General features: G+C 63.2%; 22 protein-coding genes and 3 tRNA genes. 13 read left to right on the top strand and 12 right to left on the bottom strand.

Annotation, left to right across the window (positions count from 1 at the left end):
• Positions 1-6: 6 nt before the first annotated feature.
• From CCZ28_RS11580 to CCZ28_RS11560, 5 genes are all read right to left on the bottom strand, one after another.
• Complete coding sequence (locus CCZ28_RS11580; protein ID WP_140218153.1) at positions 7-477, bottom strand: pilus assembly PilX family protein; 471 nt, start codon at positions 475-477, stop codon at positions 7-9.
• On the bottom strand, positions 474-1,502 hold the full coding sequence (locus CCZ28_RS11575; protein ID WP_140221331.1) for a PilW family protein: 1,029 nt from the start codon (positions 1,500-1,502) through the stop codon (positions 474-476). The genes CCZ28_RS11580 and CCZ28_RS11575 overlap by 4 nt, the downstream gene beginning before the upstream one ends.
• Positions 1,499-2,002: a type IV pilus modification protein PilV gene (gene pilV, locus CCZ28_RS11570; protein ID WP_140218151.1), complete on the bottom strand. Its 504-nt coding sequence runs from the start codon at positions 2,000-2,002 to the stop codon at positions 1,499-1,501. The genes CCZ28_RS11575 and pilV (CCZ28_RS11570) overlap by 4 nt, the downstream gene beginning before the upstream one ends.
• Positions 1,999-2,493: a GspH/FimT family pseudopilin gene (locus CCZ28_RS11565; protein WP_240795265.1), complete on the bottom strand. Its 495-nt coding sequence runs from the start codon at positions 2,491-2,493 to the stop codon at positions 1,999-2,001. Before CCZ28_RS11565 ends, pilV (CCZ28_RS11570) begins: the two co-directional genes overlap by 4 nt.
• Positions 2,494-2,583: 90 nt before the next feature.
• A complete protein-coding gene (locus tag CCZ28_RS11560; RefSeq protein ID WP_167509297.1) occupies positions 2,584-3,111 on the bottom strand; it encodes a GspH/FimT family pseudopilin in 528 nt (175 codons plus the stop codon).
• A gap of 97 nt (positions 3,112-3,208) precedes the next feature.
• Between CCZ28_RS11560 and thiO the strand changes: the two genes are divergently transcribed.
• Positions 3,209-4,312: a glycine oxidase ThiO gene (gene thiO / locus CCZ28_RS11555; protein ID WP_140218147.1), complete on the top strand. Its 1,104-nt coding sequence runs from the start codon at positions 3,209-3,211 to the stop codon at positions 4,310-4,312.
• On the opposite strand, the gene CCZ28_RS11550 is transcribed toward thiO, so the two are convergent.
• From CCZ28_RS11550 to CCZ28_RS11540, 3 genes are read right to left on the bottom strand one after another with little or no spacing between them, the layout of a single operon-like run.
• Positions 4,313-5,653: a sigma-54-dependent transcriptional regulator gene (locus tag CCZ28_RS11550; RefSeq protein ID WP_140218145.1), complete on the bottom strand. Its 1,341-nt coding sequence runs from the start codon at positions 5,651-5,653 to the stop codon at positions 4,313-4,315.
• A 2-nt stretch (positions 5,654-5,655) separates the two neighbouring features.
• Positions 5,656-7,218: a sensor histidine kinase gene (locus CCZ28_RS11545; protein ID WP_140218143.1), complete on the bottom strand. Its 1,563-nt coding sequence runs from the start codon at positions 7,216-7,218 to the stop codon at positions 5,656-5,658.
• The gene (locus tag CCZ28_RS11540; protein WP_140218141.1) at positions 7,202-7,450 is read right to left on the bottom strand and encodes a PP0621 family protein; all 249 of its coding nucleotides are present in this window, start codon (positions 7,448-7,450) and stop codon (positions 7,202-7,204) included. The genes CCZ28_RS11545 and CCZ28_RS11540 overlap by 17 nt, the downstream gene beginning before the upstream one ends.
• 134 nt (positions 7,451-7,584) lie before the next feature.
• Between CCZ28_RS11540 and CCZ28_RS11535 the strand changes: the two genes are divergently transcribed.
• Positions 7,585-9,207, top strand: coding sequence for an NAD+ synthase (locus CCZ28_RS11535; protein WP_140218139.1), 1,623 nt, complete (start codon positions 7,585-7,587; stop codon positions 9,205-9,207).
• Positions 9,208-9,318: 111 nt separating this feature from the next.
• Here CCZ28_RS11535 and CCZ28_RS11530 read toward each other — a convergent pair whose 3' ends face one another.
• On the bottom strand, positions 9,319-10,344 hold the full coding sequence (locus tag CCZ28_RS11530; RefSeq protein WP_140218137.1) for an outer membrane protein assembly factor BamD: 1,026 nt from the start codon (positions 10,342-10,344) through the stop codon (positions 9,319-9,321).
• Positions 10,345-10,532: 188 nt separating this feature from the next.
• Here CCZ28_RS11530 and rluD point away from each other — a divergent pair, with 188 nt between their 5' ends.
• From rluD to CCZ28_RS24555, 11 genes are all read left to right on the top strand, one after another.
• Positions 10,533-11,492, top strand: coding sequence for a 23S rRNA pseudouridine(1911/1915/1917) synthase RluD (rluD, locus tag CCZ28_RS11525; RefSeq protein ID WP_058779643.1), 960 nt, complete (start codon positions 10,533-10,535; stop codon positions 11,490-11,492).
• Entirely contained in the window at positions 11,489-12,220 is a 732-nt protein-coding gene (gene pgeF, locus CCZ28_RS11520) for a peptidoglycan editing factor PgeF (protein WP_140218135.1), read from the top strand. Before rluD ends, pgeF begins: the two co-directional genes overlap by 4 nt.
• 130 nt (positions 12,221-12,350) lie before the next feature.
• A complete protein-coding gene (clpB, locus tag CCZ28_RS11515) occupies positions 12,351-14,915 on the top strand; it encodes an ATP-dependent chaperone ClpB (protein WP_140218133.1) in 2,565 nt (854 codons plus the stop codon).
• Between the two features lie 162 nt (positions 14,916-15,077).
• A tRNA-Asn gene (locus tag CCZ28_RS11510) sits at positions 15,078-15,153 on the top strand.
• Positions 15,154-15,163: 10 nt separating this feature from the next.
• Positions 15,164-15,240 (top strand) — tRNA-Pro (locus CCZ28_RS11505).
• A 5-nt stretch (positions 15,241-15,245) separates the two neighbouring features.
• A tRNA-Lys gene (locus tag CCZ28_RS11500) sits at positions 15,246-15,321 on the top strand.
• Between the two features lie 330 nt (positions 15,322-15,651).
• A complete protein-coding gene (locus tag CCZ28_RS11495) occupies positions 15,652-16,185 on the top strand; it encodes a GspH/FimT family pseudopilin (protein WP_140218131.1) in 534 nt (177 codons plus the stop codon).
• A complete protein-coding gene (gene pilV, locus CCZ28_RS11490; protein WP_140218129.1) occupies positions 16,186-16,782 on the top strand; it encodes a type IV pilus modification protein PilV in 597 nt (198 codons plus the stop codon). It begins immediately after the preceding gene.
• A gap of 3 nt (positions 16,783-16,785) precedes the next feature.
• Positions 16,786-17,580, top strand: coding sequence for a PilW family protein (locus CCZ28_RS11485; RefSeq protein WP_140218127.1), 795 nt, complete (start codon positions 16,786-16,788; stop codon positions 17,578-17,580).
• Entirely contained in the window at positions 17,577-18,185 is a 609-nt protein-coding gene (locus CCZ28_RS11480; RefSeq protein WP_140218125.1) for a pilus assembly PilX family protein, read from the top strand. The genes CCZ28_RS11485 and CCZ28_RS11480 overlap by 4 nt, the downstream gene beginning before the upstream one ends.
• Positions 18,182-22,099: a pilus assembly protein gene (locus CCZ28_RS24555; protein ID WP_240795264.1), complete on the top strand. Its 3,918-nt coding sequence runs from the start codon at positions 18,182-18,184 to the stop codon at positions 22,097-22,099. The genes CCZ28_RS11480 and CCZ28_RS24555 overlap by 4 nt, the downstream gene beginning before the upstream one ends.
• Before the next feature lie 69 nt (positions 22,100-22,168).
• Here the strand turns inward: CCZ28_RS24555 and cyoE are convergent, their stop codons facing one another.
• The 3 genes from cyoE to CCZ28_RS11460 are packed head-to-tail and all read right to left on the bottom strand — an operon-like array spanning position 22,169 to position 24,020.
• Positions 22,169-23,056 (bottom strand): heme o synthase, encoded by an 888-nt coding sequence (gene cyoE / locus CCZ28_RS11470; protein WP_240795263.1) that lies wholly within the window; start codon positions 23,054-23,056, stop codon positions 22,169-22,171.
• An 11-nt stretch (positions 23,057-23,067) separates the two neighbouring features.
• On the bottom strand, positions 23,068-23,406 hold the full coding sequence (gene cyoD, locus CCZ28_RS11465) for a cytochrome o ubiquinol oxidase subunit IV (protein ID WP_059316080.1): 339 nt from the start codon (positions 23,404-23,406) through the stop codon (positions 23,068-23,070).
• Entirely contained in the window at positions 23,406-24,020 is a 615-nt protein-coding gene (locus CCZ28_RS11460; RefSeq protein ID WP_140218123.1) for a cytochrome o ubiquinol oxidase subunit III, read from the bottom strand. Before CCZ28_RS11460 ends, cyoD begins: the two co-directional genes overlap by 1 nt.

The raw sequence follows: 24,020 nt of genomic DNA, 5'->3' as shown, positions 1-24,020 counted from the left end.
CGAAACCTAACGCCTGAGATAGAGGGTATTGATGGTGACGTTGGAGCTGGGCGCGGGGGTACCGTCCGAGCCGGTGTCCTGCGCAGCACCTTTGCCTGTGCTGACGATCCGGATGACGCTGTTGTCGCTTTGTTCGTCAGCACCGACGCTTGAGCCGGGAGGGCGTACGCGTACTCCCGGCAGTGGCACCAAGGTATAGGTGGTAGGTTGCAAGCCCGTTGGGTTTAACGTAACCGTCTCGGGTGAGGTCATTCCCTGGAGTTGGGTAATAGAACGACTCAGCAATACAGCTTCGGCGGTACGCTGTGCCATTTCCGCCGCCTGGAAGGCTTGGCTTTCATCGCGCAGGTTGCCGGCCATGCGTTCTTCCAGGGTTGTTCCGCGCATGCTTCCCAAGGCCAGCAGGGTCAACAGCAGTAGCATTACCAGGGTGACGATCAAGATCGCGCCGCGCTGGGATGAGGGTGGCGGATTCATGGTAGATGGTTCCGCAGGCTGACGGTCAGGGTGAACACCTGGGCAAGGCGGCCATTAGGGATGGTCACCGAGGCGTTGTTGAAAAGAACTTGCTGATTAGGTGTAACGACGTTGGTAGCACTGCTCACCGCGATCAGGTTGATCCGGGCGGCGACCACGCTCTGCCAGTCGGTGATGGTGCTGGCGTCCTGGTAGGCTTGACCGTTGGCATCCACCTTGATCTGGCCATTGGCATCACCTACGGCATAGCGAATCTGCAGTTGCTGGATGCCTGATACCAATTCTTCCGCGGGCTGGTTCAAGCCGTTGTAGACCTGTCGCCACAGTGACGGTACACCTGTATCTGGATTGTTCTGCAGATAGTAGAGGGCGCTCTGGTAGAGCAGCAGGTGGGCGGTATTCCGGTACGTACGACCGAAACCGGTACTCCCCGCGACAGATACGCGACTGTCAGTGGGACCACTTTGATTCGCGAAAAGAAAACAGGCGCCTGGATCGTCTATGACTAGAAGCCTATTTTGCGCTAGTCCAGTGGCTCGATCTGTAGAGATCTGGGTAACGGTCGCACCGGTAATCTGGGTGCTCACCGGGTCCGCTGTATGCTTGAGCAGAATGACATCGGAGCTGTTGGCGCGGTTGTTAAAGATCGTAGTCAGCCAAGCGGGAGTGTTTGCCGGATTCTGCGTATTACTCGCAGTGCTCCAGCCTTGGATACCCGCACCCAGGTCGTAGCGGATATCGGTTTGGCCGTTGGGTCTGGCGAGACTCGCTGGTAATAAGCTTTCGTCCAGTGGGCTCATGCATTCGCCGTGATAACCCGCATTGCGCAGATCGAAGGCCAGGAACTCCAGCGCGAAACGCCCCGATTCCTGCACCTGGGACAGCGCAGCGTTGGTTTGGTAGGTGCGCTTGGATGACAGGAAAAGCTGCAATACCCCGCCCATGAGCAGTAACCCAAGTAGTAGCGCGATCATCAACTCTATGATGGAAAGACCACGTTGGCGTTGTGCTGAGGCGGCCCTCATAGCTGTGTCCTGTAAGTGAAGCGCTCGAAACTACCGTTGCTGCTGGCAGGACTGCTGCAGCTGTCGTTCGTCGCCGCCACCGCCTGGGCTGATTTAATGGCGGCTCGACGATCGTTCCAGCAGATGGTGACGGTGACGTTGTTGGCATTATCCAGGCTAAGACTACCTGTGCCTTGGGGAAGGCTGAGAGCCAGGGCATTCAGCCAGCCGTTGACGTCCTGCTGGGCAACGGTGCCGGTGACCGCATTGTTACTACTCGAAGTTGGGAAACTGACCGAGTAGCTGCTTCGGTCGGCCAGGGCGGCAACCCGGTTCGCTCGCATGCGATCGACGATGTCATTGGCCAGGATGGTGGCTTGCGAGCGGAAATAGGCACCCTGGTTGCTCTGCACGCTCACCGTCTGCAAGCCGGCCAGGCCGAGCAGGCCGATGGCCAGGATGAGCATGGCGACCAGTACCTCGATGAGGGTGGCGCCGCGTTGTCGTGCAGAACCGGTCATGGGCAACCACCTGCGCCGACTGTGGCATTGCCGGTCGTGCTGATCTGAATGGTACGGCTGCACGTGGGGGAGGTCGTTATGGTGAAGGTTGCCTGGGCGCCACCTGCCAGCGTGGTCAGGCCGTTGCTTTGATAGGTCATGCCCGTACTCGGACCGACGAGGGTGCCGCCACTGATGGGCTCCCAGGTGCGTAATACGGTGTTGCCTTGCATCAGCAGCCAGCCGGACGACCAGTCCGTGCCGTTCACACAAGTGTTGCTGCTCGTAGTGCTACGGCAGAGCACGACGCTGGTCCGCCGCTTGAGGGCCTCGGAGCGCGCGATTTGCAGGGTGCCCAGCAGTTCGTTGCTTAACACTGCCGCACGATTGCTCTGCAGCATGCGGTTAAAAGATGGCGCGGCGATGCTGATCACGATCGCCAGAATGGCGATCGCTACCATCGTTTCGATAAGGGTGAAACCGTACTGGGTACGCATCTTCTGCTTCGCCATGCTGGGATTCGTAGCATGGGGGATTACCAGGCGATGTAGCAGCTGACTACAGACATCCGGTCGAAACAGGAAGGTGTCTGGTACGGTGGTTTAAGCGCAACGGTCGCGCTCACGGAGCGCGGCCGTTTCGATCCTTCCGGCTTTGTTCAGGACGAGTCGCGCACGGGGGACGTTTCCCTGGCAGAGGATGAAACTGCCGTTGAGGGCGTCGGTCGTGCCGTTGTTCAGGAAGGTGAGATGAGGCTGTGCGCGAAAGTTGTTCCAGCGCCAGTGGAAGTCCCTTGGCGGCTGCTCACTGATCAGCAGTGTCGTTTCCTGTGCGGACTGGAGGCCGTCTCGGTCGAGGTCCTCGAAGACGCGGGTGCTGGCTGACCAAACGTTCGATGCTTCGCAAGTGCCTTCTGGTGCATGGCAGATGGAGATGCTGCTTTTCCTGCTGATGGCTGTCGCGCGGGCGAAGCTCACCGTTTCCCTCAGTTGCTGGATGGCAATCTGCTGTCGATTGCGCTGCAGTATTCCACCGAAGGCAGGAACCGCCAGAGAGACGACGATGCCGAGTACACTGAGACAAATGAGTAATTCAAAGAGGCTGACGCCTCGCGAGTCGCGATAGGCCATGGTGACGTCCTTGTGTGGGAGGCGGCCGTCCTGGCCGCCAGCGTCGTTTTGCGTCATGGCGATGGAACAGTCAATTCCCCGGTTGTAGAGGTGTGACGTGAGTTTCGATGTAGCTGTAATAGGGGCCGGTGCCATAGGTCTGTTATCTGCCTATCACCTGTCCTTGAGCGGTCGGCGGGTGGTGGTGGTGGAGCGGGGCGAGCCGGGGAGGGAGGCGTCTTGGGCCGGCGGAGGCATCGTTTCGCCGCTCTATCCGTGGCGCTACCAGCCCGCCGTGACGGCCCTGGCGCATTGGTCGCAGGATTTCTATCCGGTGCTGGGCGAGCGGTTGCGTCAGGAGACCGGGGTGGATCCGGAGGTGGAGGTCACCGGCCTGTATTGGCTGGATCTGGAGGACGAGGCCGAGGCGCTGGACTGGGCGCGGCGTAATGTCAGACCGCTGTCGTCGGTGTCGCTGGACGAGGTACGTAGCCGGGTGCCGGTGTTGGGGCCCGGTTATGCGCGGGCGGTGTTCATGGCCGGGGTGGCCAATGTGCGCAATCCGCGGCTGGTGCGTTCGCTGCGCGAGGCGCTGCTGCGCATGCCCAACGTGACGCTGCTGACCGATGCGCCGGTGACGGGCTTCGTCCGCGACGGGGAGCGGGTCGTGGGGGTGCAGACCGCGCGTGAGACGCTGCAGGCGGAGGCCGTGGTGGTTTGTGCGGGGGCCTGGAGCGGTGAGTTGCTGCGTACGCTGGGGTTGGCGGTGCCGGTGAGTCCGGTTAAGGGGCAGATGCTGCTCTATCGGCAGTCGGTGGGCTATCTGACCAGCATGGTGCTGGCCAAGGGGCGCTACGCCATTCCGCGGCGGGACGGTCATATCCTGATCGGCAGTACCCTGGAGCACTCCGAGTTCGACAAGACGCCGACCGCCCAGGCGCTGGACAGCCTGCGGGCGTCGGCTGCCGAGCTGTTGCCCGATTTGGCTGCTCAGGCACCGGTCGCCCATTGGGCGGGGTTGCGGCCGGGATCACCGGATGGCGTGCCCTTCATCGGTCCGGTGGCGGAGCTGCCTGGGCTCTGGCTCAACTGCGGCCACTATCGCAATGGCCTGGTGCTGGCGCCGGCTTCCTGCCAACTGCTGACCGACCTGCTCACCGAGCGCACGCCGATCATCGATCCGGCGCCCTATGCACCGGCATCGCGCCTGCAACTGAGCTGATCAGTCGATACCGAGCTTCTTCAGGCGGTAGCGCATCGAGCGGAACGACAGGCCCAGGCGTTCCGCTGCGGCGGTGCGGTTCCAGCGCGTCTCTTCGAGTGCCTGCATGATCAGCTGGCGCTCGATGGATTCCAGGTGATCCTCGAGGTTGGCGATATTGGCCAGACTCGCCTCGCCGGCGGCCGTGGCAGCGGGCGCATCGGCCAGGCGCAGGTCGTTCGGGCGGATGACATCGCCTTCGCAGAGGGTGTAGGCGCGTTCCAGCATGTTCTCCAGTTCCCGGACGTTGCCCGGGAAGCGGTAGCTCTTGAGTTTGGCCAGGGCATCCTCACCCAGCGTCGCGGCAGCCAGGCCAGAATCGCGTGCCAGGCGTTCGAGCATGTAGTTGGCCAGCGCGCCGATGTCCTCGCGGCGCTCGCGTAGGGCCGGCACCTGTAGTTCGATGACGTTGAGCCGATAGTAGAGATCCTGGCGGAAGGTGCCGGCCGCCACCTCGGCGGCGAGGTCCTTGTGCGTGGCGCTGAGGATACGGACGTCCAGGCTGATCTCCTGTTGGCTGCCCACCGCGCGCACGGCCTTTTCCTGGATGGCGCGCAACAGCTTGACCTGCATCGGCAGCGGCAGGTCGGCCACCTCGTCGAGGAACAGGGTGCCGCCCTGGGCCGCCTGGAACAGCCCCTGCTTGTCTTCGATGGCGCCGGTGAAGCTGCCTTTGCGATGGCCGAAGAATTCGCTTTCCATCAACTCCGAAGGAATCGCGCCGCAGTTGACCGGCACGAACGGCTTGCCGGCGCGCGGGCCCTGTTCGTGGATCAAGCGGGCCACGCGTTCCTTGCCGCTGCCCGATTCGCCACTGATATAGACCGGTGCCTGGCTGCGGGCGAGTTTGGCGATCTGGGTGCGCAGGGCGCGCATGGGGGGCGATTCGCCCAGTAGTTGGGTTTCGCTGGAGCCGGTTGCTGGCGTGGCGGGGCCGGACAGGCGCAGGGCGGTACCGACCAATTCGCGCAGGCGCGGCAGATCCACGGGTTTGGTGAGGTAGTCGAAGGCGCCGGCTTTCAGCGCCTGCACGGCGGTTTCCAGGCTGCCGAAGGCGGTGATCATGGCCACTGGCAGTTGCGGCAGTCGCTGCTGGATGAAGTTGATCAGTTCGAGGCCCGAGCCATCGGGCAGGCGCATGTCGGTCAGGCAGAGGTCGAAGCTTTCCCGTTCGAGGATGGCACGCGCATCGGCGATGTTCTTGGCGCTGGCGGTATCGAGTTTCATCCGTCCCAGGGTGATTTCCAAGAGTTCGCGGATATCGGGCTCATCGTCGACGATCAGGACTTTCTGTCTGGCCATGCTCAGCTCATTGTGCGGGGATGGGCGAAGGTGATGCGGAAACAGCTGCCGCTCGCCAAGGGATGATAGCCAAGTCTGGCTTGGTTGCTTTCGCAAAGCTCACGGGAAATGTACAACCCCAGGCCGGTGCCCTTGTTCTCCGTGGTGAAGAAAGGTTCGAACAGGTGGTCGAGTTGCTCGGCGGCGACCCCGGGGCCGTCATCGACCACGTCGAGGATGGGCAGGTCGCTGTCCGGTTCGCGGTACACGCTGAGCCAGACCTGACCGGTAACGCTGTAGCGCAGGCCGTTCTGCACCAGGTTGGTGAGGATCTGCCCCAACTGGTGGGGATCCATGTGGGTCTGCAAGGTGCCGGGTTCGGCCTTGACGTGGATCCTCTGGTCGGCGGGCAGGGTAGGGCGCAACTCACCGGCGAACCGATGGGCCCAGTAGCGCAGGTCGATCAGTTGGGGCGCCGATTGGCGCCGCCGCGAAAGTTGCAGGACGTTCTCCACCACCCGGTTCATCCGCTGCGATTGATCCTGGATGATCTGCGCCAGGCGGCGATCCGGAGTGGTCAACTCCTCGGACTCCTGGAGCAGTTGCGCCGCGTGGCTGATGGCGCCCAGCGGGTTGCGGATCTCGTGGGCAATACCGGCGGTGAGGCGGCCGAGGGAGGCGAGCTTGAGTTGTTGCGCCTGTTGGGCAATCCGCGAGACGTCTTCGAGAAAGGTCAGCACGCGCTCACCCTCGCCCTGTTGCAGGCGCGCGAAGGTTGGCTGCAACAACGGACCATTGGCGTAGGCGCGTAACGCTGCCGGGCGGATGCTGGGGTTGCGCTCCCATTCCTCCAGGCGTTGGGCCAGGACGCTACTCAGGGGCGTGATGCTGCCGTCATCGTCCACGCCCAACAGGCGGCGTGCCGCTGGATTGGCGAGCAGCACCTGGTATTCGGCATCGAACACCAGGATGCCGGTACGCATCCGTTCGAGGATGAGAGCGTTCAGCGCTTCCAGCTCGGCTACGGTAGTGGCGCGGGTTTCGGCCAGTGCCTGGCTGTCCAGCAGTCGCCGGACCAGGCCCTGCACCAGCAGCGCCGTGGCGAAGCACAGGGTGCCCAGACCCGCAGCCTGGACGTAGCCACTGCCGCCGTCGCCGCGGCGCAGGTCCAGGTAGATGGTGGCGAGCAGCAAGGCGATCGCGGCCAGGGCGGCGATCAACAGGCCGCGGCGACCTCGGATCAGGACGTTGGACACGCCCACCGTTACCACCAGCAGGCTACCCATGCCGCTGGCGATACCGCCGGCCAGGAAGAACAGGCCACCCAGGGCGATGATGTCGATCAACGCCAGGGTGAAGGCATGTTGGCGTAGCGGTTGGTGACAGACAGCCAATACCGTGTTGGCGGCGAGATAGGCCCAACTGGCCTGGCGGAACAGCTGGCCATCCACGGTGCGCAGCCAGTGCTGGTCCAGGTCGCTGGAGATCAGCAGGACCAGCGCCAGCCCGATGACGATGCGATAGAGGTGATAGAGCCGCAGGACCGCGTCGGCTCTGAGGATATCGGGATCAGTCTCGGCGCTCATGCTGCAACCGGCGATGTTCGGCGCTGCAGTACCAGCGCTGGCTGTCGCCATCGGCCAGGGCGCGGTCCCGGGGCACATGGACCCCGCAATGGGCACAACGCACCATCGGATTGGGCGGCAGCGGGCGGGCCTTGCCGGTAGAGGGCTGCATCTTGCTCCGCCACCAGCGCCGGATCAGCCAAAACAGCGCGCCCAGCAGGACGAGCCACAACAGCAGGCGAAACAGACCCATGGATGATCTCGCTGCGTAAAAGATGAGGGAGTTTAGCAGGGCCGCCAGGTGCTGGGAGATCGCCGTGCGGCTCCGATTGTCCGGCTTCGCTGCATGCTGGAAAATGACCCGATAAACCGGGCTAGGGAGTTTTCATGAGTCAGCTGCTGAATGTCGTGATGGCGCAATTGAACCTCAAGGTGGGCGACATCCATGGCAACGTCGATCGGATCATAGCGGCGGCCGGAGAGGCGCGCGACCAACTAGGCGGCGATCTGATCGTCTTTCCCGAGCTATCGCTGTGTGGCTATCCGCCGGAGGACCTCCTGCTGCGCTCCAGCATGCAGCGTCGCATCGAGCAGGGCTTGCAGCGGATTCGCGCGGAGATCGGCGGCATCCATGTGCTGGTCGGCTTTCCCTGGCTGGAAGAGGGGCGGCGCTACAACGCCTGCGCGGTCTATCGCGACGGCGTGCAACTGGCCTTCTACCGCAAGCAGCAACTGCCCAACTATCGAGTATTTGACGAAAAGCGCTATTTCGAGCCGGGCGATAGCGCGGCGGTGTTCGAATTCAAGGGCGTCCCCATCGGCGTCACCATCTGCGAGGACATCTGGTTCGCCGAGCCCATGGCCAAGGCGCGGGCGGCTGGCGCGCGGCTGATGCTCAACCTCAACGCCTCGCCCTTCCACGGCGGCAAGCAACCGGAGCGTGAAGCCGTGGTGGGCGAGCGGGCCCGCGAAGGTGGCATGGCGGTGGTCTACGTCAACCAGGTGGGTGGCCAGGATGAGCTGGTATTCGACGGCCACTCCTTCGTGGTGGATGCCCAGGGTCAGGTCACCCAAAGGGCGCCGGCCTTCGTCGAGGGCCTTTATACGGTCTCCTTCGATGCTGATCTGAATCCGCTACCTGCCGCTACCGCTCCGATTGCCTCGCTGGAGGCCAGCGTCTACGACGCCCTGGTGCTCGGGGTGCGCGACTACGTGCGCAAGAATGGCTTCAAGGGCGTGGTACTGGGGCTGTCCGGGGGTATCGACTCGGCGTTGGTGCTGGCGGTAGCGGCGGATGCGCTGGGGGCGGAGCAGGTGGAGGCGGTGATGATGCCCTATCACTACACCGCCCAGATGAGCCTGGACGATGCCGAAGCCGAGGCCCGGACCCTAGGCGTGCGCTACAGCGTGCTGCCCATCGCGTCCATGGTCGAGGCCTTCCAGCAGACATTGGCCGGTGAGTTCGCCGGGCTCGGTCGGGACACCACCGAGGAAAATCTGCAGGCGCGTTGCCGTGGCACCCTGCTGATGGCCATTTCCAACAAGAAGGGCTACCTGGTGCTCACCACCGGCAACAAGAGCGAGATGGCAGTCGGCTATGCCACCCTCTATGGCGACATGGCTGGCGGCTTCGACGTGCTCAAGGATGTGCCCAAGACCCTGGTGTTCCGTCTCTGTGAGTATCGCAATCGCGCCGGCGAGGTGATTCCCCAGCGGGTGATCGATCGGCCGCCGTCCGCCGAGCTGTCGCCCGACCAGAAGGACGAGGACTCGCTGCCGCCCTATCCGGTACTCGACGAGATCCTGCGCCTGTACGTCGAGCAGGACCTGTCGGCGGTGGATATCGTCGCCGCCGGTTTCGACGAGGAGGTAGTGCGCAAGGTGCTGCGCCTGGTGGATCTCAACGAATACAAGCGGCGGCAGGCGGCGGTTGGCGCCCGGGTGACCCAGCGCGGTTTCGGCCGGGACCGGCGCTATCCGATCACCTCGGGCTGGCGGATCGGCGACTAGGTTGCCCGGCACCGGATCCCTGCGATCCGGTGCCAGAATTGGCGCTATCCATGGCGGGCAATAAAAAAGGGGAAGCCACCTGGCTTCCCCTTTTTCATGTCCAGCGCTGGATCAGTCGAACAGACCAAAGGTCAGGCGGCTGAACCAGGAGCGCTTGACCGGTGCGGGTGTCGCACCGCCAGCCTTCTCAGCCTCGGCCGGGTCGACGATACGCAGCTCGGGCGCCAGGTTGTCACGCTCTTCCTGGTACTTGCGTTGGATGTCCTGGCTGGCACGGGTCTCGCCGGGCGGCAGCGGATCGCTTGGGCGATCGATCAGGCCCAGGGTTGCGCGGGTCAGCCAGGAGCGCTGCTGGTCCTTGTCGTCGGGTTCGCGCAGCTGGAACTCGCCATTCTTCAGGCTGACGTTGTTCGGATAGTTCAGCTTCAGGGTTTCCAGGCTGGACGCGGCCAGTTCGTTGAGCCCCATGTGCTGATAGGCCTCGACCATCAGGGCCAGGCCATCACCCACGGACGGGGTGTCCTGGAAGTTTTCCACCACGTAGCGACCGCGGTTGGCAGCGGCCACGTAGGCCTTGCGGGTCAGGTAGTAGTGACCGACATGGATGTCGTAGGCCGCCAGCAGGTTGCGCAGGTAGATCATGCGCGCCTTGGCATCAGGGGCATAACGGCTGTTGGGGAAGCGGCTGGTGAACTGGGCGAAGTCGTTGAAGGAATCGCGCGAGGCACCCGGATCACGCTTGGTCATGTCCAGCGGCAGGAAGCGCGCCAGCAGGCCACGGTCCTGGTCGAAGGAGGACACGCCCTTCATGTAGTAGGCGTAGTCGACATTGGGATGCTGCGGATGCAGACGGATGAAACGATCCGCTTCCGTGCGCGCCGCCTCGGGCTCGCCATTCTTGTAGTTGGCGTAGATCAGCTCGAGCTGGGCCTGTTCGGCATAGCGACCGAAGGGGTACCGCGACTCCAGGGCCTTCAGCTTGCTGATGGCGTCGGTGTAGCTGCTGTTGGCGATATCGCGCTGGGCCTGGCTGTAGAGCTCGCCTTCCGGCATGTTCTCCGGAACCTCGGGCGCTTTCGAGGAGCAGGCGGCGGTGAGGACTAGGCTGGTGACCAGCAGCAGGTGCTTCAATTGCATGGCGGCTTGGATTCCCCGAAACGGTCGGCGGTGCAGGGATGAGGGCGGAGAGCTCTCACCTAGCCTGTGACGGGGCCGGAACCGTCCTGTTATGATGATCGACCCGGAGTGCCGGGGCAAAAAAGTCGCCGTATTTAACCACAGGGTCGGGCCGATTCCAAAAGCCCTGCCATTGCCCGCGCAGATCCATGTCCGAATCCATCGTTCTCAATGCCGAAGTCCCCTCCGAACTCGGTGGCCAGCGCCTCGACCAGGTCGCTGCCCAGCTGTTCGCCGAACACTCCCGCTCGCGTCTCGCCGCCTGGATCAAGGACGGCAGCCTGACCGTCGACGGCGCGGTGCTGCGTCCGCGCGATACCGTGCACGGCGGTGCCCAGCTGGCGCTGCGCGCCGAGCGCGAAGCCCAGGGTGAGTGGGTGGCCCAGGATATCGAGCTGGACATCGTCTACGAGGACGATCACCTGCTGGTGCTCGACAAGCCGGCCGGGCTGGTGGTCCACCCGGCCGCCGGCCACGCCGACGGCACCCTGCTCAATGCCCTGTTGCATCATGTGCCGGGGCTGGAACACGTGCCGCGCGCCGGTATCGTCCATCGCCTGGACAAGGACACCACCGGCCTCATGGTGGTGGCCAAGACCCTGGAAGCCCATACCAACCTGGTGGCCCAGTTGCAGGCCCGCTCGGTGAGCCGCATCTACGAAGCCATCGTCGCCGGGGTGATCGTCGCGGGTGGCACGGTCAATGCGCCCATCGGCCGCCATTCCCAGCGGCGCCAGCAGATGGCGGTGATCGCCGGCGGCAAGCCCGCGATCAGTCACTATCGGGTGCTGGAGCGCTTCCGCGCCTACACCCATACCCGCGTCAAACTGGAGACCGGGCGGACCCACCAGATCCGCGTGCACATGACCCATGTCGGTTTTCCGCTGGTGGGCGATCCGGTCTACGGCGGTCGTTTCAAGATTCCGCCGGCGACCAACCCGACCCTGATCAAGACCCTGCGCGAATTCCCGCGCCAGGCGTTGCACGCGCGCTTTCTCGAGCTGGATCATCCGGAGACCGGTGAGCGCCTGCGCTGGGAGTCACCGTTGCCGGAAGACCTGGTCTGGCTGCTGGATCTGCTGCGCCAGGATCGGGAGTCCTTCGAGTGAGTGGCGCCGACTGGCTGCGGCCTGACTGGCCGGCGCCGGTCGGCGTCCAGGCCTGCGTCACCACTCGGGCGGGTGGTGTCAGTCAGCCTCCTTTCGCCAGCTTCAATCTGGGTGCCCATGTCGGTGACGATCCGGCCGCGGTCGCCGAGAATCGTCGGCGCCTGGGTGAATCCCTGGGCTGCCAGCCGGCGTGGCTGGAGCAGGTGCATGGCACCGCGGTGGTCGAGGCCGATCCCACCCAGGTGCTGCGCGCCGATGCGGCCTGGACGTCGACGCCGGGTATCGCCGTGACCATGATGACCGCGGATTGCCTGCCGGCCCTGTTCTCCCGCCGCGATGGCTCCCGGGTCGCGGCAGCCCATGCCGGCTGGCGCGGTCTTGCCGGTGGCGTTCTGGAAGCCGCTGCGGCCAGCCTGGCCGTGGCACCCGCCGAGGTGCTGGTCTGGCTGGGGCCGGCCATCGGTCCGGCTAGTTTCGAGGTCGGCGCTGAAGTGCGCGAGGCCTTCATCGCCCAGCACGTCGAAGCCGAGTCCTGCTTCGTGGCGTGGGAAGAAGGCAAGTACCTGGGTGACCTCTATGCCCTGGCCCGCTTGCGCCTCGCCGCCCAGGGCATCACGGCGGTGTACGGTGGCGGTCTGGATACCTTCGCCGATCAAGAGCGCTTCTTCTCCTATCGGCGTTCCGCACGAACCGGACGTTTCGCCAGCCTGATCTGGATCAAGCCCTGACGTCTTTTCCGACATGGCGCATGCGCCATGCTTGAATCGTTGCTCATCGCCCCTATCTAAAGGTCATTCCCGCGGGTAATCGAAAGCGCCTTCTGCCGCGCTGTCCCGCGTCTCAGATAGGACCTTACCCATGCGTATAGACCGTTTCACCAGCAAACTGCAGCTCGCCCTGGCGGATGCCCAGTCCCTGGCCGTCGGCCATGATCATCCGGCCATCGAGCCGCTGCACCTGTTCTCCGCCTTGCTCGACCAGCAGGGCGGCTCCATTCCCCCGCTGCTGCGCCAGGTTGGTTTCGATCTGGCCAGCCTGCGCAAGACCCTGGCCGAAGAGCTGGACAAGCTACCCAAGATCCAGAATCCCACGGGTGATGTGAATCTCTCCCAGGACCTGGCGCGCCTGCTCAATCAGGCCGATCGCCTGGCTCAGCAGAAGGGCGACCAGTTCATCTCCAGTGAATTAGTACTGCTCGCCGCCATGGACGAGAACACCCGGCTCGGCAAGTTGCTGCTGGGGCAGGGCGTCTCGCGCAAGGCGCTGGAGAATGCCATCAACAACCTGCGTGGCGGCGAGGCGGTCAACGATCCCAATGCCGAAGACAGCCGCAAGGCCCTGGACAAGTTCACCGTCGACCTCACCAAGCGCGCCGAGGACGGCAAGCTCGACCCGGTGATCGGCCGTGACGACGAGATCCGTCGCACCATCCAGGTCCTGCAACGGCGCACCAAGAACAACCCGGTGCTGATCGGCGAGCCCGGCGTCGGCAAGACCGCCATCGCCGAGGGGCTGGCCCAGCGCATCATCAATGGCGAAGTGCCGGACGGCCTCAAGGACAAGCGCCTGCTGGCCCTGGACATGGGCGCCCTGATCGCCGGTGCCAAGTTCCGTGGCGAGTTCGAGGAACGCCTCAAGGGCGTACTCAACGAACTGGCCAAGCAGGAAGGACGCGTCATCCTGTTCATCGACGAACTGCACACCATGGTCGGCGCCGGCAAGGCCGAGGGCGCCATGGACGCCGGCAACATGCTCAAGCCGGCCCTGGCTCGTGGCGAGCTGCATTGCGTAGGCGCCACCACCCTCGACGAGTACCGCCAGTACATCGAGAAGGACGCGGCCCTGGAGCGGCGTTTCCAGAAGGTGCTGGTGGACGAGCCGAGCGAAGAGGACACCATCGCCATCCTGCGGGGCCTCAAGGAGCGCTACGAGGTGCACCACAAGGTGGCCATCACCGACGGTGCCATCATCGCGGCGGCCAAACTATCCCATCGCTATATCACCGATCGTCAGTTGCCGGACAAGGCCATCGACCTGATCGACGAGGCTGCCAGCCGCATCCGTATGGAGATCGACTCCAAGCCTGAGGCTCTGGATCGCCTGGATCGCCGCCTGATCCAGCTCAAGGTGGAGCGTCAGGCACTGAAGAAGGAAGAGGACGAGGCCGCGCGCAAGCGCCTGGAAAAGCTCGACGAGGACATTGCCCGTCTCGAACAGGAATACGCCGACCTGGAAGAGGTGTGGAAGGCCGAGAAGGCCGAGGTGCAGGATTCGGCCCAGCTGCAACAGCGTATCGAGCAGGCACGTACGGAGCTGGAAGCCGCCCGCCGCAAGGGCGACCTCAACCGCATGGCCGAGCTGCAGTACGGCACCATTCCCGATCTGGAGCGCAGCCTGCAGATGGTCGACCAGCACGAGAAGCCGGCCAACCAGCTCCTGCGCAACAAGGTCACCGAGGACGAAATCGCCGAAGTGGTCTCCAAGTGGACCGGCATCCCGGTGAGCAAGATGCTCGAAGGGGAGCGCGACAAGCTGCTGCGTATGGAAGAGGCCCTGCACAACCGCGTGATCGGCCAGGATGAGGCGGTCACCGCCGTGGCCAATGCCGTGCGCCGTTCGCGGGCGGGGCTGTCCGATCCGAATCGCCCCAGCGGTTCCTTCCTCTTCCTCGGCCCGACCGGGGTGGGCAAGACCGAGCTGTGCAAGTCGTTGGCGGAGTTCCTCTTCGACACCGAGGACGCCATGATCCGTATCGACATGTCCGAGTTCATGGAGAAACACTCCGTGGCCCGGTTGATCGGCGCGCCGCCCGGCTACGTCGGCTACGAGGAGGGCGGCTACCTGACCGAGGCCGTGCGGCGCAAACCCTATTCAGTGGTTTTGCTGGACGAGGTGGAAAAGGCGCATCCCGACGTCTTCAACATCCTCCTGCAGGTGCTGGACGACGGTCGTCTGACCGACAGCCAGGGGCGGACCGTGGACTTCCGCAACGCGGTGATCGTCATGACCTCCAACCTGGGGTCGGCGCAGATCCAGGAACTGGTCGACGACCATGACGCCCAGCGCGCGGCGGTGATGGATGCGGTGGCCAGTCATTTCCGCCCCGAGTTCATCAACCGGATCGACGAGGTAGTGGTGTTCGAGCCCCTGGGCCGCGAACAGATCGCTGGCATCGCCGAGATCCAGCTGCACCACCTGCGTCAGCGCCTTGCTGAGCGCGACCTGCAACTGGAGCTGACGCCGGAAGCCCTGGACAAGCTGGTGGCGGTTGGTTACGACCCGGTCTATGGCGCGCGCCCGCTCAAGCGTGCCATCCAGCGCTGGATCGAGAACCCGCTGGCCCAGCGCATCCTCTCCGGTGCCTTCGCACCCGGCAGCCGCATTCAGGGCAGGGTGGAGGACGACGAGATCGTCTTCGCCTAGGAAAAGGCCGGGCGACCCCAGGGTCGCCCGGCTTTCCACATAAATTTGTGAAAAAACAGCAGGCTAGGTGTTGACGTCTGTTTCTACTTCCGTAAAATGGCGCACCTCACTTACGGCAAAGCCCGAAAGGCAGTGACGTAAGAGGGGTTGGAAGATCAAAATTCCGCGATAGCTCAGTCGGTAGAGCAAATGACTGTTAATCATTGGGTCCCTGGTTCGAGTCCAGGTCGCGGAGCCACTTCCATTCTCGGGGTATAGCGCAGCCCGGTAGCGCGCCTGCTTTGGGAGCAGGATGTCGGGAGTTCGAATCCCCCTACCCCGACCATATTTGGGTCGTTAGCTCAGTCGGTAGAGCAGTTGGCTTTTAACCAATTGGTCGTAGGTTCGAATCCTACACGACCCACCATATCCACCAGAAACCCTCCGCAAGGAGGGTTTTTGCGTTTCTGGGCGTTGGATTTCATATCCTGACGTCTTCCAGGCTTCCCTGTCCGAGGATGAATCTTTCGCTGGTCGGTACCTGTTTCCTGGCATCCCGTCCCACTGAAGTCCAGGGCGCTCTTTTTTATCTATGTTTCTGATCCTGGCCTAACGAGATTCCGCTCTATTTCGCTCCTTTGCGTCGAACGCCTTGATTCATGCGTCTTCCAGCGCTTAGCGAGGCGATATTCGGTAGTAATGACAGCCGTACGCCTGACTACTATCAAGTGAGGAATCAAGTTTCAGGGCGGTGCGGATGCAGTCTAAACACCTCTCGGGTTTCACTCTTATCGAGGTTCTGGTCGTCGTCGCCTTGCTGGGGATCGTCACTGCCTTGGCTGCGCCAGGTTTTGCCAGTTTGATCCGGAGCAATCGAGTGCAGGCTGCGGCAGGGGAGTTGCAGCGTGCGCTCTACTACGCGCGCAGTGAAGCCATGAGCCGGGGGGTGAATGTCATCGTCACCACTGATCCGGAAGACGCTAACGGCTGGACGGGCGCGCTCAAGATCAGTACCGCCAAGACCGTGGTCCTGCCCAATGCCGAAGTATTGCGGCAGTACGCCGGTGGCCTGGGGAATGGCGTCAACGGTACCGGCGCCCTGGGCGGCAGTCCCCTGACCAGTCTGACCTTCCAACCCAATGGCAGTCTGCGAATGAATTCGGAAGCCATCATTCGCATCTGCGCCACCAATGCCCTGACGCCCGGCAAGCAGTTCACGCTCAGCGTGGGTGGGGTCCTGAGTGTGACGGACTATGTGCCCACCCAGGCCAGCGCCGTGGGGTGCAGCTAGATGAAGCTCCGGCAGAAGGCCTTCAGCATGATCGAGGTGCTGGTCAGTCTGGTGATCATCTGCATCGGTGTGCTCGGCATGGTGGCCTTGCAGACCCGCAGCGTGGCGCTGTCCCAGGACTCGGTGCAGCGCAGCAACGCCATGGTGCTGGCCAACGATCTGCTCGAACTGATGCGCAGCAATCGCGATCAGGTGCTGGCGAGCGACAAGGTCAAGCCCGATGGCAGCTACGCCAAGCAACCAGGGCGCAGCTTCCAGGTGAAGGCGCTCGATGCCGGCAAGACCTGCCTGACCCGGGATCGCTCGGCCGGCGGCGAGACGGTGGCGGGCCAGGACCTTGGTTGCTGGCTGAGCCAGGTGAAGGCGCTGTTGCCGGTGACGGACGCCCTGATCACCAGCAGTTTCGCGGTCTGCCCTGCATCGGGCATACCGCCGCTACCGGCCAGCGATGCGTCAGGCAACACCACGCCGCTCAGCGCCTGCGAGAACGCCGCGCGCGCGACGATCATGGTGGTGATCGCCTGGCAGGACGCCAGCAATGATCCGGTGAACTGCCCCAAGGGCGTTTGCTACTACGCCCTGCGCTCGGAGTTGTGAGTCATGAAGGCTTGGCGTCGACAGGGTGACAAACAGAAGGGTTTCTCCCTCATCGAGATGATGATCGCCCTGACCGTGGGTACCTTTCTGGTACTGGGCGTCTCGCAGATCTACATCGACAACAAGCGCAGCTTTCTTTTCCAGCAGGGTCAGACCGGCAACAGAAACAACGCCCAATTGACCCTGCAGATACTCGACCGGCAACTGGCGCGGACCGGCTTTCGCGCCGATATCCGCTACCAAGGCACCTTGCGGGCGGCCTTTCCGGCGGTCAGTGCCGTGGCGGATACCGATGGCGTGAGCTGTCCGGCATTCAACGCCGGGGTCACCTTCGCTGCCACCACGGATAGCGTCAATGCGCCCACGGGAGTCTGCATTCGCTATCAGGGTGGGCTGGACGGCAAGGATCTGGACTGCCTGGGCAGCGCCATCCCGCGGGTGAATCTCAATACCGGGGGCAACGTCCTGCTCAAGCTACGCTACCTCGCCGGTGCCACGCCGGGCACGGGTACCCTGAGCTGTACCGTCTGGAGCGAGCGGAACGGCGCCCTGACCCGCAAGGGGAGTGGGATACTGGTGCAGGGACTGCGCGACTTTCGCTGGTCCATTCCGCCGAGCGCGGATTCGCCTGCGGTGCGCTATGCCGCGCTGCTCAGTACCAGCGAGGCGTTACCGAGCGATGTGGCGAGCAATGCGGTGGCCAATTGGAAGACGCTCACTGGCCAGCAGCTCGACGATACCGGTCGACCCATGCAGATGCTGCAGAGCACCGTCACCCTGAGGAATCTTGCCTTATGAGGACCCGCCTCGGCAGCGGCCAGCGTGGCGCTACGCTCTTGGTCGCCTTGGTGATGTTACTGCTGCTCTCGCTGCTGGCGGCGTCCAGCATGCGCCAGACCTTGTTGCAGGCGCGTAGCGGAGGTGCAGCGATGGAGAATACCCAAGCCTTCAATGCTGCCGAAGCGGCGCTACGCGAGGGCGAGCGACGGCTGATGGCCCTCAGTCGACAGCCGACCTTCACCGCGTTCAGTGCTGGATTCGCCAGCTGTACCGAAAGCGTATCCCTCATCCGGAGCGCCTTCGCCAAGCCTCCCAGTGGCGATCTGTGCATCCTGACCAAGGGCAACGATCTGGCTACCAGCGCCCTGACGCAGACTTGGGCGGCGACGGCGCTGCAGGCCACCGGCATGACGGCCACCTCGCGGTCGGTGGCCTATCGCGGCTCCGATGGCGGCTCGACCTTCACCCGGACACCACGCTGGGTGGTCACCGCCATCGGCAGCAACTCCGTCGATGTCTCCGCGCCTGCCACCACTCTGTTCCGGGTGACCGCTGTCGCCCAGGATCGTGGCGGACGCTTTCCCGTGATCCTGCAGAGCGTCGTCTCCCTGGAGGTGCCATGAGTCGAGCCGCGCTAGGTATGGCGTCTCTGGCCCTGCTGTCCGCCATGGCCACGCCAGGCGTTCAGGCCGCGGCCCTGAATCTCAGCCAGCAGCCGCTGTTTCTGACCAACAGCGTCGGTCCCAATCTGTTCGTCACCCTGGACAACTCCACCAGCATGCAGATGGCGGTGGTGCCGGATGCTTCGAATACGGACGCCATCCGTCCCACCCGTCGCGCCAAGTCGGCGGCTTTCAACAGCCTTTACTACAACCCGGCGATTACCTATCCGGCACCCTATGCGGTGAGCTACAGCAGTACCGGTGGATTGACCCGTACCCGGCTGACTACCAGCTTCACCAGTGCCTATGTCAACGGCTATCGGCCTGGATTGGGGAGTGTCAATCTGGCCAGTGACTACCGGGTGAGCTGGAGCTACAACCCCAATCTAGTCACCACCGATCCCAATGTGGCGCGCGGCAGTACCTACGGGAATCCGGGACTGCAGAACAACAGTCCGAGCATGCTGGCGGAGAATCCATCACAGGATTTCCAAAGTGCCGGCACCTACCAGGGTACCAGTCGTACCTATGGCCGTTTGACCCTGCTGGACATCCTGCTGGGCGCAGGCTTTACCGAAACCATCAATGGTGCCCAGGTCTCCATCAGCGACTCGTCCCTACTCGGTTGGTTGTTGGGGAACCAGCCGCTGAACGGAGGGTGCACGGCGACCATCGCCAACACCGCATCCGTCACCTACAGCAACGTCACCTGCACGCGTAACGTGAACTACGGTGTGGGTGGCTTATTTTCGTCGGTGACCTACACCATCACGGCCAACACCAATACCTTGGCTGCCAACGTGGGCGTCCCGGCCTACTACTATCTCTACGACACCACCCTGGCCACCTGTATCCCGGCCTCTTTGCAGACCGACGGCTGCTATCGTCGCGTGCTGGTCAGCGCCTCCTCGGGTCCCAACGGTACGGACGAGCGGCAGAACTTCGCCAACTGGTATTCCTTCTATCGCAGCCGTGCCTTGTCCGCGCAGACGGCGACCAACCTGGCGCTGGCGGATGCGTCCGAGAACATCCGGGTCGGCTGGCAGGCCTTGGGCACCAACGACAGTTGCGTCCTGGTCACAGCCAACGCCAACTGCCGTGGCATCAGCAACGCGAGTTCGACGACCTACGACAATCGTCTGCGGCCTTTCACGGGCGCCCATCGGGCAGCCTTCTTCACCTGGCTGGGGGATGTCTATTACAACCAGAGCACGCCTCTGCTACAGGCTGTCGCCCGGGTGGGAGAACTGCTCAAGGTGACCGGCAACGACAGCCCCTATGCCTATCAGCCGGGCACTAGCGAGACGCCGGTCTACGGTTGCCGTGCCAGTTATAGCCTGGTGGTCACCGACGGCATTTGGAATGCGGCCCTGAATTCGGGCAACTTCGATGGGAGCTCGGCCACCTTGCCAGACGGCCAGCAGTATTCGCCCCAGGCCCCCTTCCAGGACAGTACGGCCAACACTCTGGCTGACCTCGCCTTCCTTTATTGGCGCAACGATGCCCAGCCCAATCTGAACAACAGGGTGCCGCCCTACAACACCGTCACCAGCGATGAGGTCCAGGGCACCCGGACACTGGCACCCTACTGGAATCCCCGCAACGATCCGGCTACCTGGCAGCACCTCACGGGGTTCTATGTCGGGATAGGTCTGAGCAGTGCCCTGGTCAATCCGGCCTGGGGGGGCGACACCTTCGCTGGCGGCTATAGCGGTTTGGCGGCGGGCACCACCTCCTGGCCGGTGGCCGGCGCGGACAATTCCGTCAACCAGAACAATGTCTATGATCTCTGGCACGCGGCCCTCAACTCGCGTGGCGAGTTCTTCAGTGCGGAAGACGCCAGCGATCTCATCACCTCGCTGAGTTCGGTGATCACCCGTATCACCCAATCCACCAGCGTGGGCGCCAGCCAGACCGTCTCGCCCACCCAGGAGGGTGACAGCACTTCGCTCTATACCTATGAGCCATCTTTCTCCAGCACCGATTGGAGCGGCGATCTCATCAAGTACCAGCGCACCGCGACCACCCGGACGCGTCTCTGGAGCGCGGGTCAGTTACTCGACAACCGTTTCACCTCGGGCAATAACGCCTACTCCGGGCGCAAGATCTACCTGGCCAGTCGCGGCGCGCTCACCGACTTCACCTGGGCCAATCTGACCGCGACCCAACAGGCCAGCCTCAATCGCACCTCCGCCGGTGCCACCGACACCCACGGCAGCCGCCGCGTCGATTACCTACGCGGTGATCGCAGCCTGGAAGCGCCCGGTACGACGCCTTCTTTCCGCCCGCGTAACCATATCCTTGGCGATATCGTGAATTCCTCGCCCGTGGTGGTGGCGGCACCTACCCAGCCCATCGCCCTGATGAACGCCACGGTCGGCGATAACTCCTACGCCACCTTTCGTACCGCCAACCTGAATCGCGAGCGGCGCATCTATGTCGGTGCCAACGACGGCATGCTGCATGCCTTCAATGATCAGGGGCAGGAAGTCTTCGCCTTCGTGCCGAGCGCCGTGATCGGCAACCTGAACCGGCTCACCGATCGCGGCTACGCCGGGGGTGGTCATCAGTCCTACGTCGATAACACCCCGGTCGTGGGCGATGTCTATATGGGTGGCGCCTGGCGAACTGTCCTGGTGGGTACCCTGCGCGGGGGAGGGCAGGGGATCTTCGCTTTGGACATCACCAATCCGAATGCGCCGGTACTGCTCTGGGAGAAATCCGCGAGCGATCCCGACTATGCGGACCTGGGCTTCACCTATGCCCGTCCCGTCATCGCCCGGCTGCACACGGGTGGCTGGGGTGTGGTGATGAGCAACGGGTACAACAGCGCCCGGGACAACGCCGTGCTCTACGTGATGAATATGGCCGATGGCAGTCTGATCAAAGCCTTGCCGGCCAGCGACAATGTCGCCACGCCCAACGGCTTGAGTTCGCCATTCGTGGCCGATATCGACGGTGACCTGGTCGCCGATTACGCCTACGCCGGTGACCTGCACGGCAATCTCTGGCGCTTTGATCTGATCGGCACCTCTCTGACTGCCGTGGCCGCAGCGGACAATTTTCGCGTCGCCTTCGGCGGACGACCGCTCTATACCGCCCAGGCCAGCAGCGTGGCGCCTGGCACCACCAATCTGGTCCAGCCGATCACGGCGAGTCCCGCGGTAATCGCTCATCCGAGTGGCGTCGGCCATCTGGTGATCTTCGGTACCGGCAAATATCTGGAAGCCAGCGATGCCATCGCCAACCCCAACAAGGCCATGACCCTCTACGGTATCTGGGACCGCCAGACCGATGGTTCGGCCGCTGGCAGCACGCCAACGCTGACGATCGCCAACCTCCAGCAACAAACCCTGGGCACCGATCAGTCGATCAACTACAGAGGTACCAGCGGTGCCAGTGTCAGTAGCACGGCCAATACCGTCTCCACCACCTCGGTGAACTGGTACGACCCGGCAACGGCGGCCAACGGCAAGCAGGGTTGGTATCTCAATCTGCCCTTGAACGGTGAATTGGTGGTCAACAAGCCCCAACTGTTCAGCGGCACCCTGCTGATGAGTTCGCTGGTGCCCAGCACCGATGCCTGCGCCAGCGGTGTCACGACCTACCTCTATGCCCTGGACCCCTACACGGGCGGCAACAACAGCGGCCTGTTCAACCTCGGCCTGGACACGGTCTATGGTCGTATCCAGATGGATGGGCTGTTGGGCGGCATCGTGCCGTTCGTCTATGGCGATGGCAGCTTCAGCATGGAGGGCACCCTGGCCGATGCCGCGCTCTACGGCAGCGACGGTAAATCCCCCGACGCCAGTCTGGGCGGTGAGCTACCCGCCAGCCGCCGGCAGACCTGGAGGGTCATCACCAATCAGGATTGACCCGCTTTCGTTGACGAGCGCCCATGAAAAAGCCCGGCACCAGGCCGGGCTGTTTCAGCGAACTTCGTCTCAGCGCGCGTAGGTCAACAGCACATCGCCCGGGATCTGGAAGTCCACCGACATCATCACGGAAAGGGCCGTGATGGCGATGATGGAGAACCCGAACAGCTTGCGTGCCCACTGCACGTCGTTCTCGGCTTGGTAGCCCATGAACGCCAGACGCAACCACCAGGCACCGATCACGGCGGCCACTGCCAGATAGACATAGCCGGCGTAGCCGAGCACGGTCAGCAGCAGGGTGGCGGCCAGGAAGGCCACGGTGTACCAGACGATATGGCGCTTGGTCACCGAGATACCCTTGGCCACCGGCAAGACCGGAATCGAGGCCGCGGTGTAGTCCTTGAGACGGAAGATGGCGATGGCGTAGGAGTGCGGCATCTGCCAGAGGCAGAAGATCAGCAGCAGCACCGCGGCGCCGCTGTCGAACTGGCCGCTGGCGGCGCAGTAACCGATCACCGGCGGCGCGGCACCCGAGAGGCTGCCGACCAGGGTGCCGTACACCGAGGTGCGTTTCAGCCACAGGCTGTAGAGCCCCACGTACACCACGAAACCCATCACCGCGAAGGCGGTGGCGACCAGATTGGTTGCCCCGTACAGCAGCCCTACCCCGGCCAGGCCGAGGAGGGTGGCATAGGCCAGCGCCACCTTCGAGGAGATCGTGCCCTGGACCAGGGCGCGATTACGGGTTCTTTCCATCTTCTGATCGATGTCCATGTCGATCACGTTGTTGAACACACAGCCGGAAGCAATGACCAACGACACCCCGATAGCCGTCGCCAGCAGCAACAGCGGGTCGATGCTCCCTTTGGAAGCCAGGAAGAACCCGCCGGCAACCGAGATCAGGTTGCCGAAGATGATGCCCGGCTTCGTCACGAGAAGGTACTTCTTGATCATCACGTCGGCCCGGTTCAGTGGATCATCATGTTGTGGTGCATGTGGTACATGATCCACAGGGATCCCACCACCACAATACCGACGATGACCACGGTGAAACCAAAGGAGATCACGTTCCAACGCTGCTCTTCGGAGGTGTTCAGGTGCAGGAAGAAGTACAGGTGCACCAGCAACTGAACCACCGCCATGATCACCACGATCGCCAGGGTCGCGCCCTTGGAGAAGGTGGGGAACATCACCAGGCCGAAGGGAATGACCGTCAGGATGACCGACAGGATGAAGCCGACCATGTAGCTCTTGAAAGTGCCATGGCTCTCGGCGGTGTGCCCGTGGGCGTTATGGTCGTGCGCCATTACAGCACCCCCATCAGATAGACGATGGTGAAGACGAAGATCCAGATGATGTCCAGGAAGTGCCAGAACAGACTCAGGCACGACAGGCGGGTCACGTTGGTGGTGGTCAGACCCTTGGAAGAGATCTGCAGCATCAACACGATCATCCAGATCAGCCCCGAGCTCACGTGCAGACCGTGAGTACCGACTAGCGCGAAGAACGCGGACAGGAAGGCGCTACGATCCGGGCCATAACCCTCGTGGATCAGATGGTTGAATTCATAGAGTTCCATGCCGATGAAGCCGGCACCGAACAGCCAGGTAACCGCCAGCCAACCGAGTACACCACCCTTGCTGCCATGATGCTGAGCAATCATGGCAAAGCCGTAGGTGATACTGGAGAACAGCAGCAGGAAGGTTTCCACCAGTACGAACGGCAGTTCGAAGATGTCCTTCTGGGAGGGGCCATCGGCATGGGCCCCGCTCAGCACTGCATAGGTCGCGAACAGCGTCCCGAACAGAATGCAGTCGGTCATCAGGTAGGACCAGAAGCCGAACGTCTTCATCGATCCGGCGTCGTGGTGCCCATGCTCCTCGGCATGGGCTACTTCGTTATGCATAACTTGATTCGCCAT

Origin of the sequence: Pseudomonas oryzihabitans, assembly GCF_006384975.1 — a bacterium.
Lineage (GTDB): Bacteria > Pseudomonadota > Gammaproteobacteria > Pseudomonadales > Pseudomonadaceae > Chryseomonas > Chryseomonas psychrotolerans_B.
This window is presented reverse-complemented; position numbering and strand designations above follow the sequence as displayed.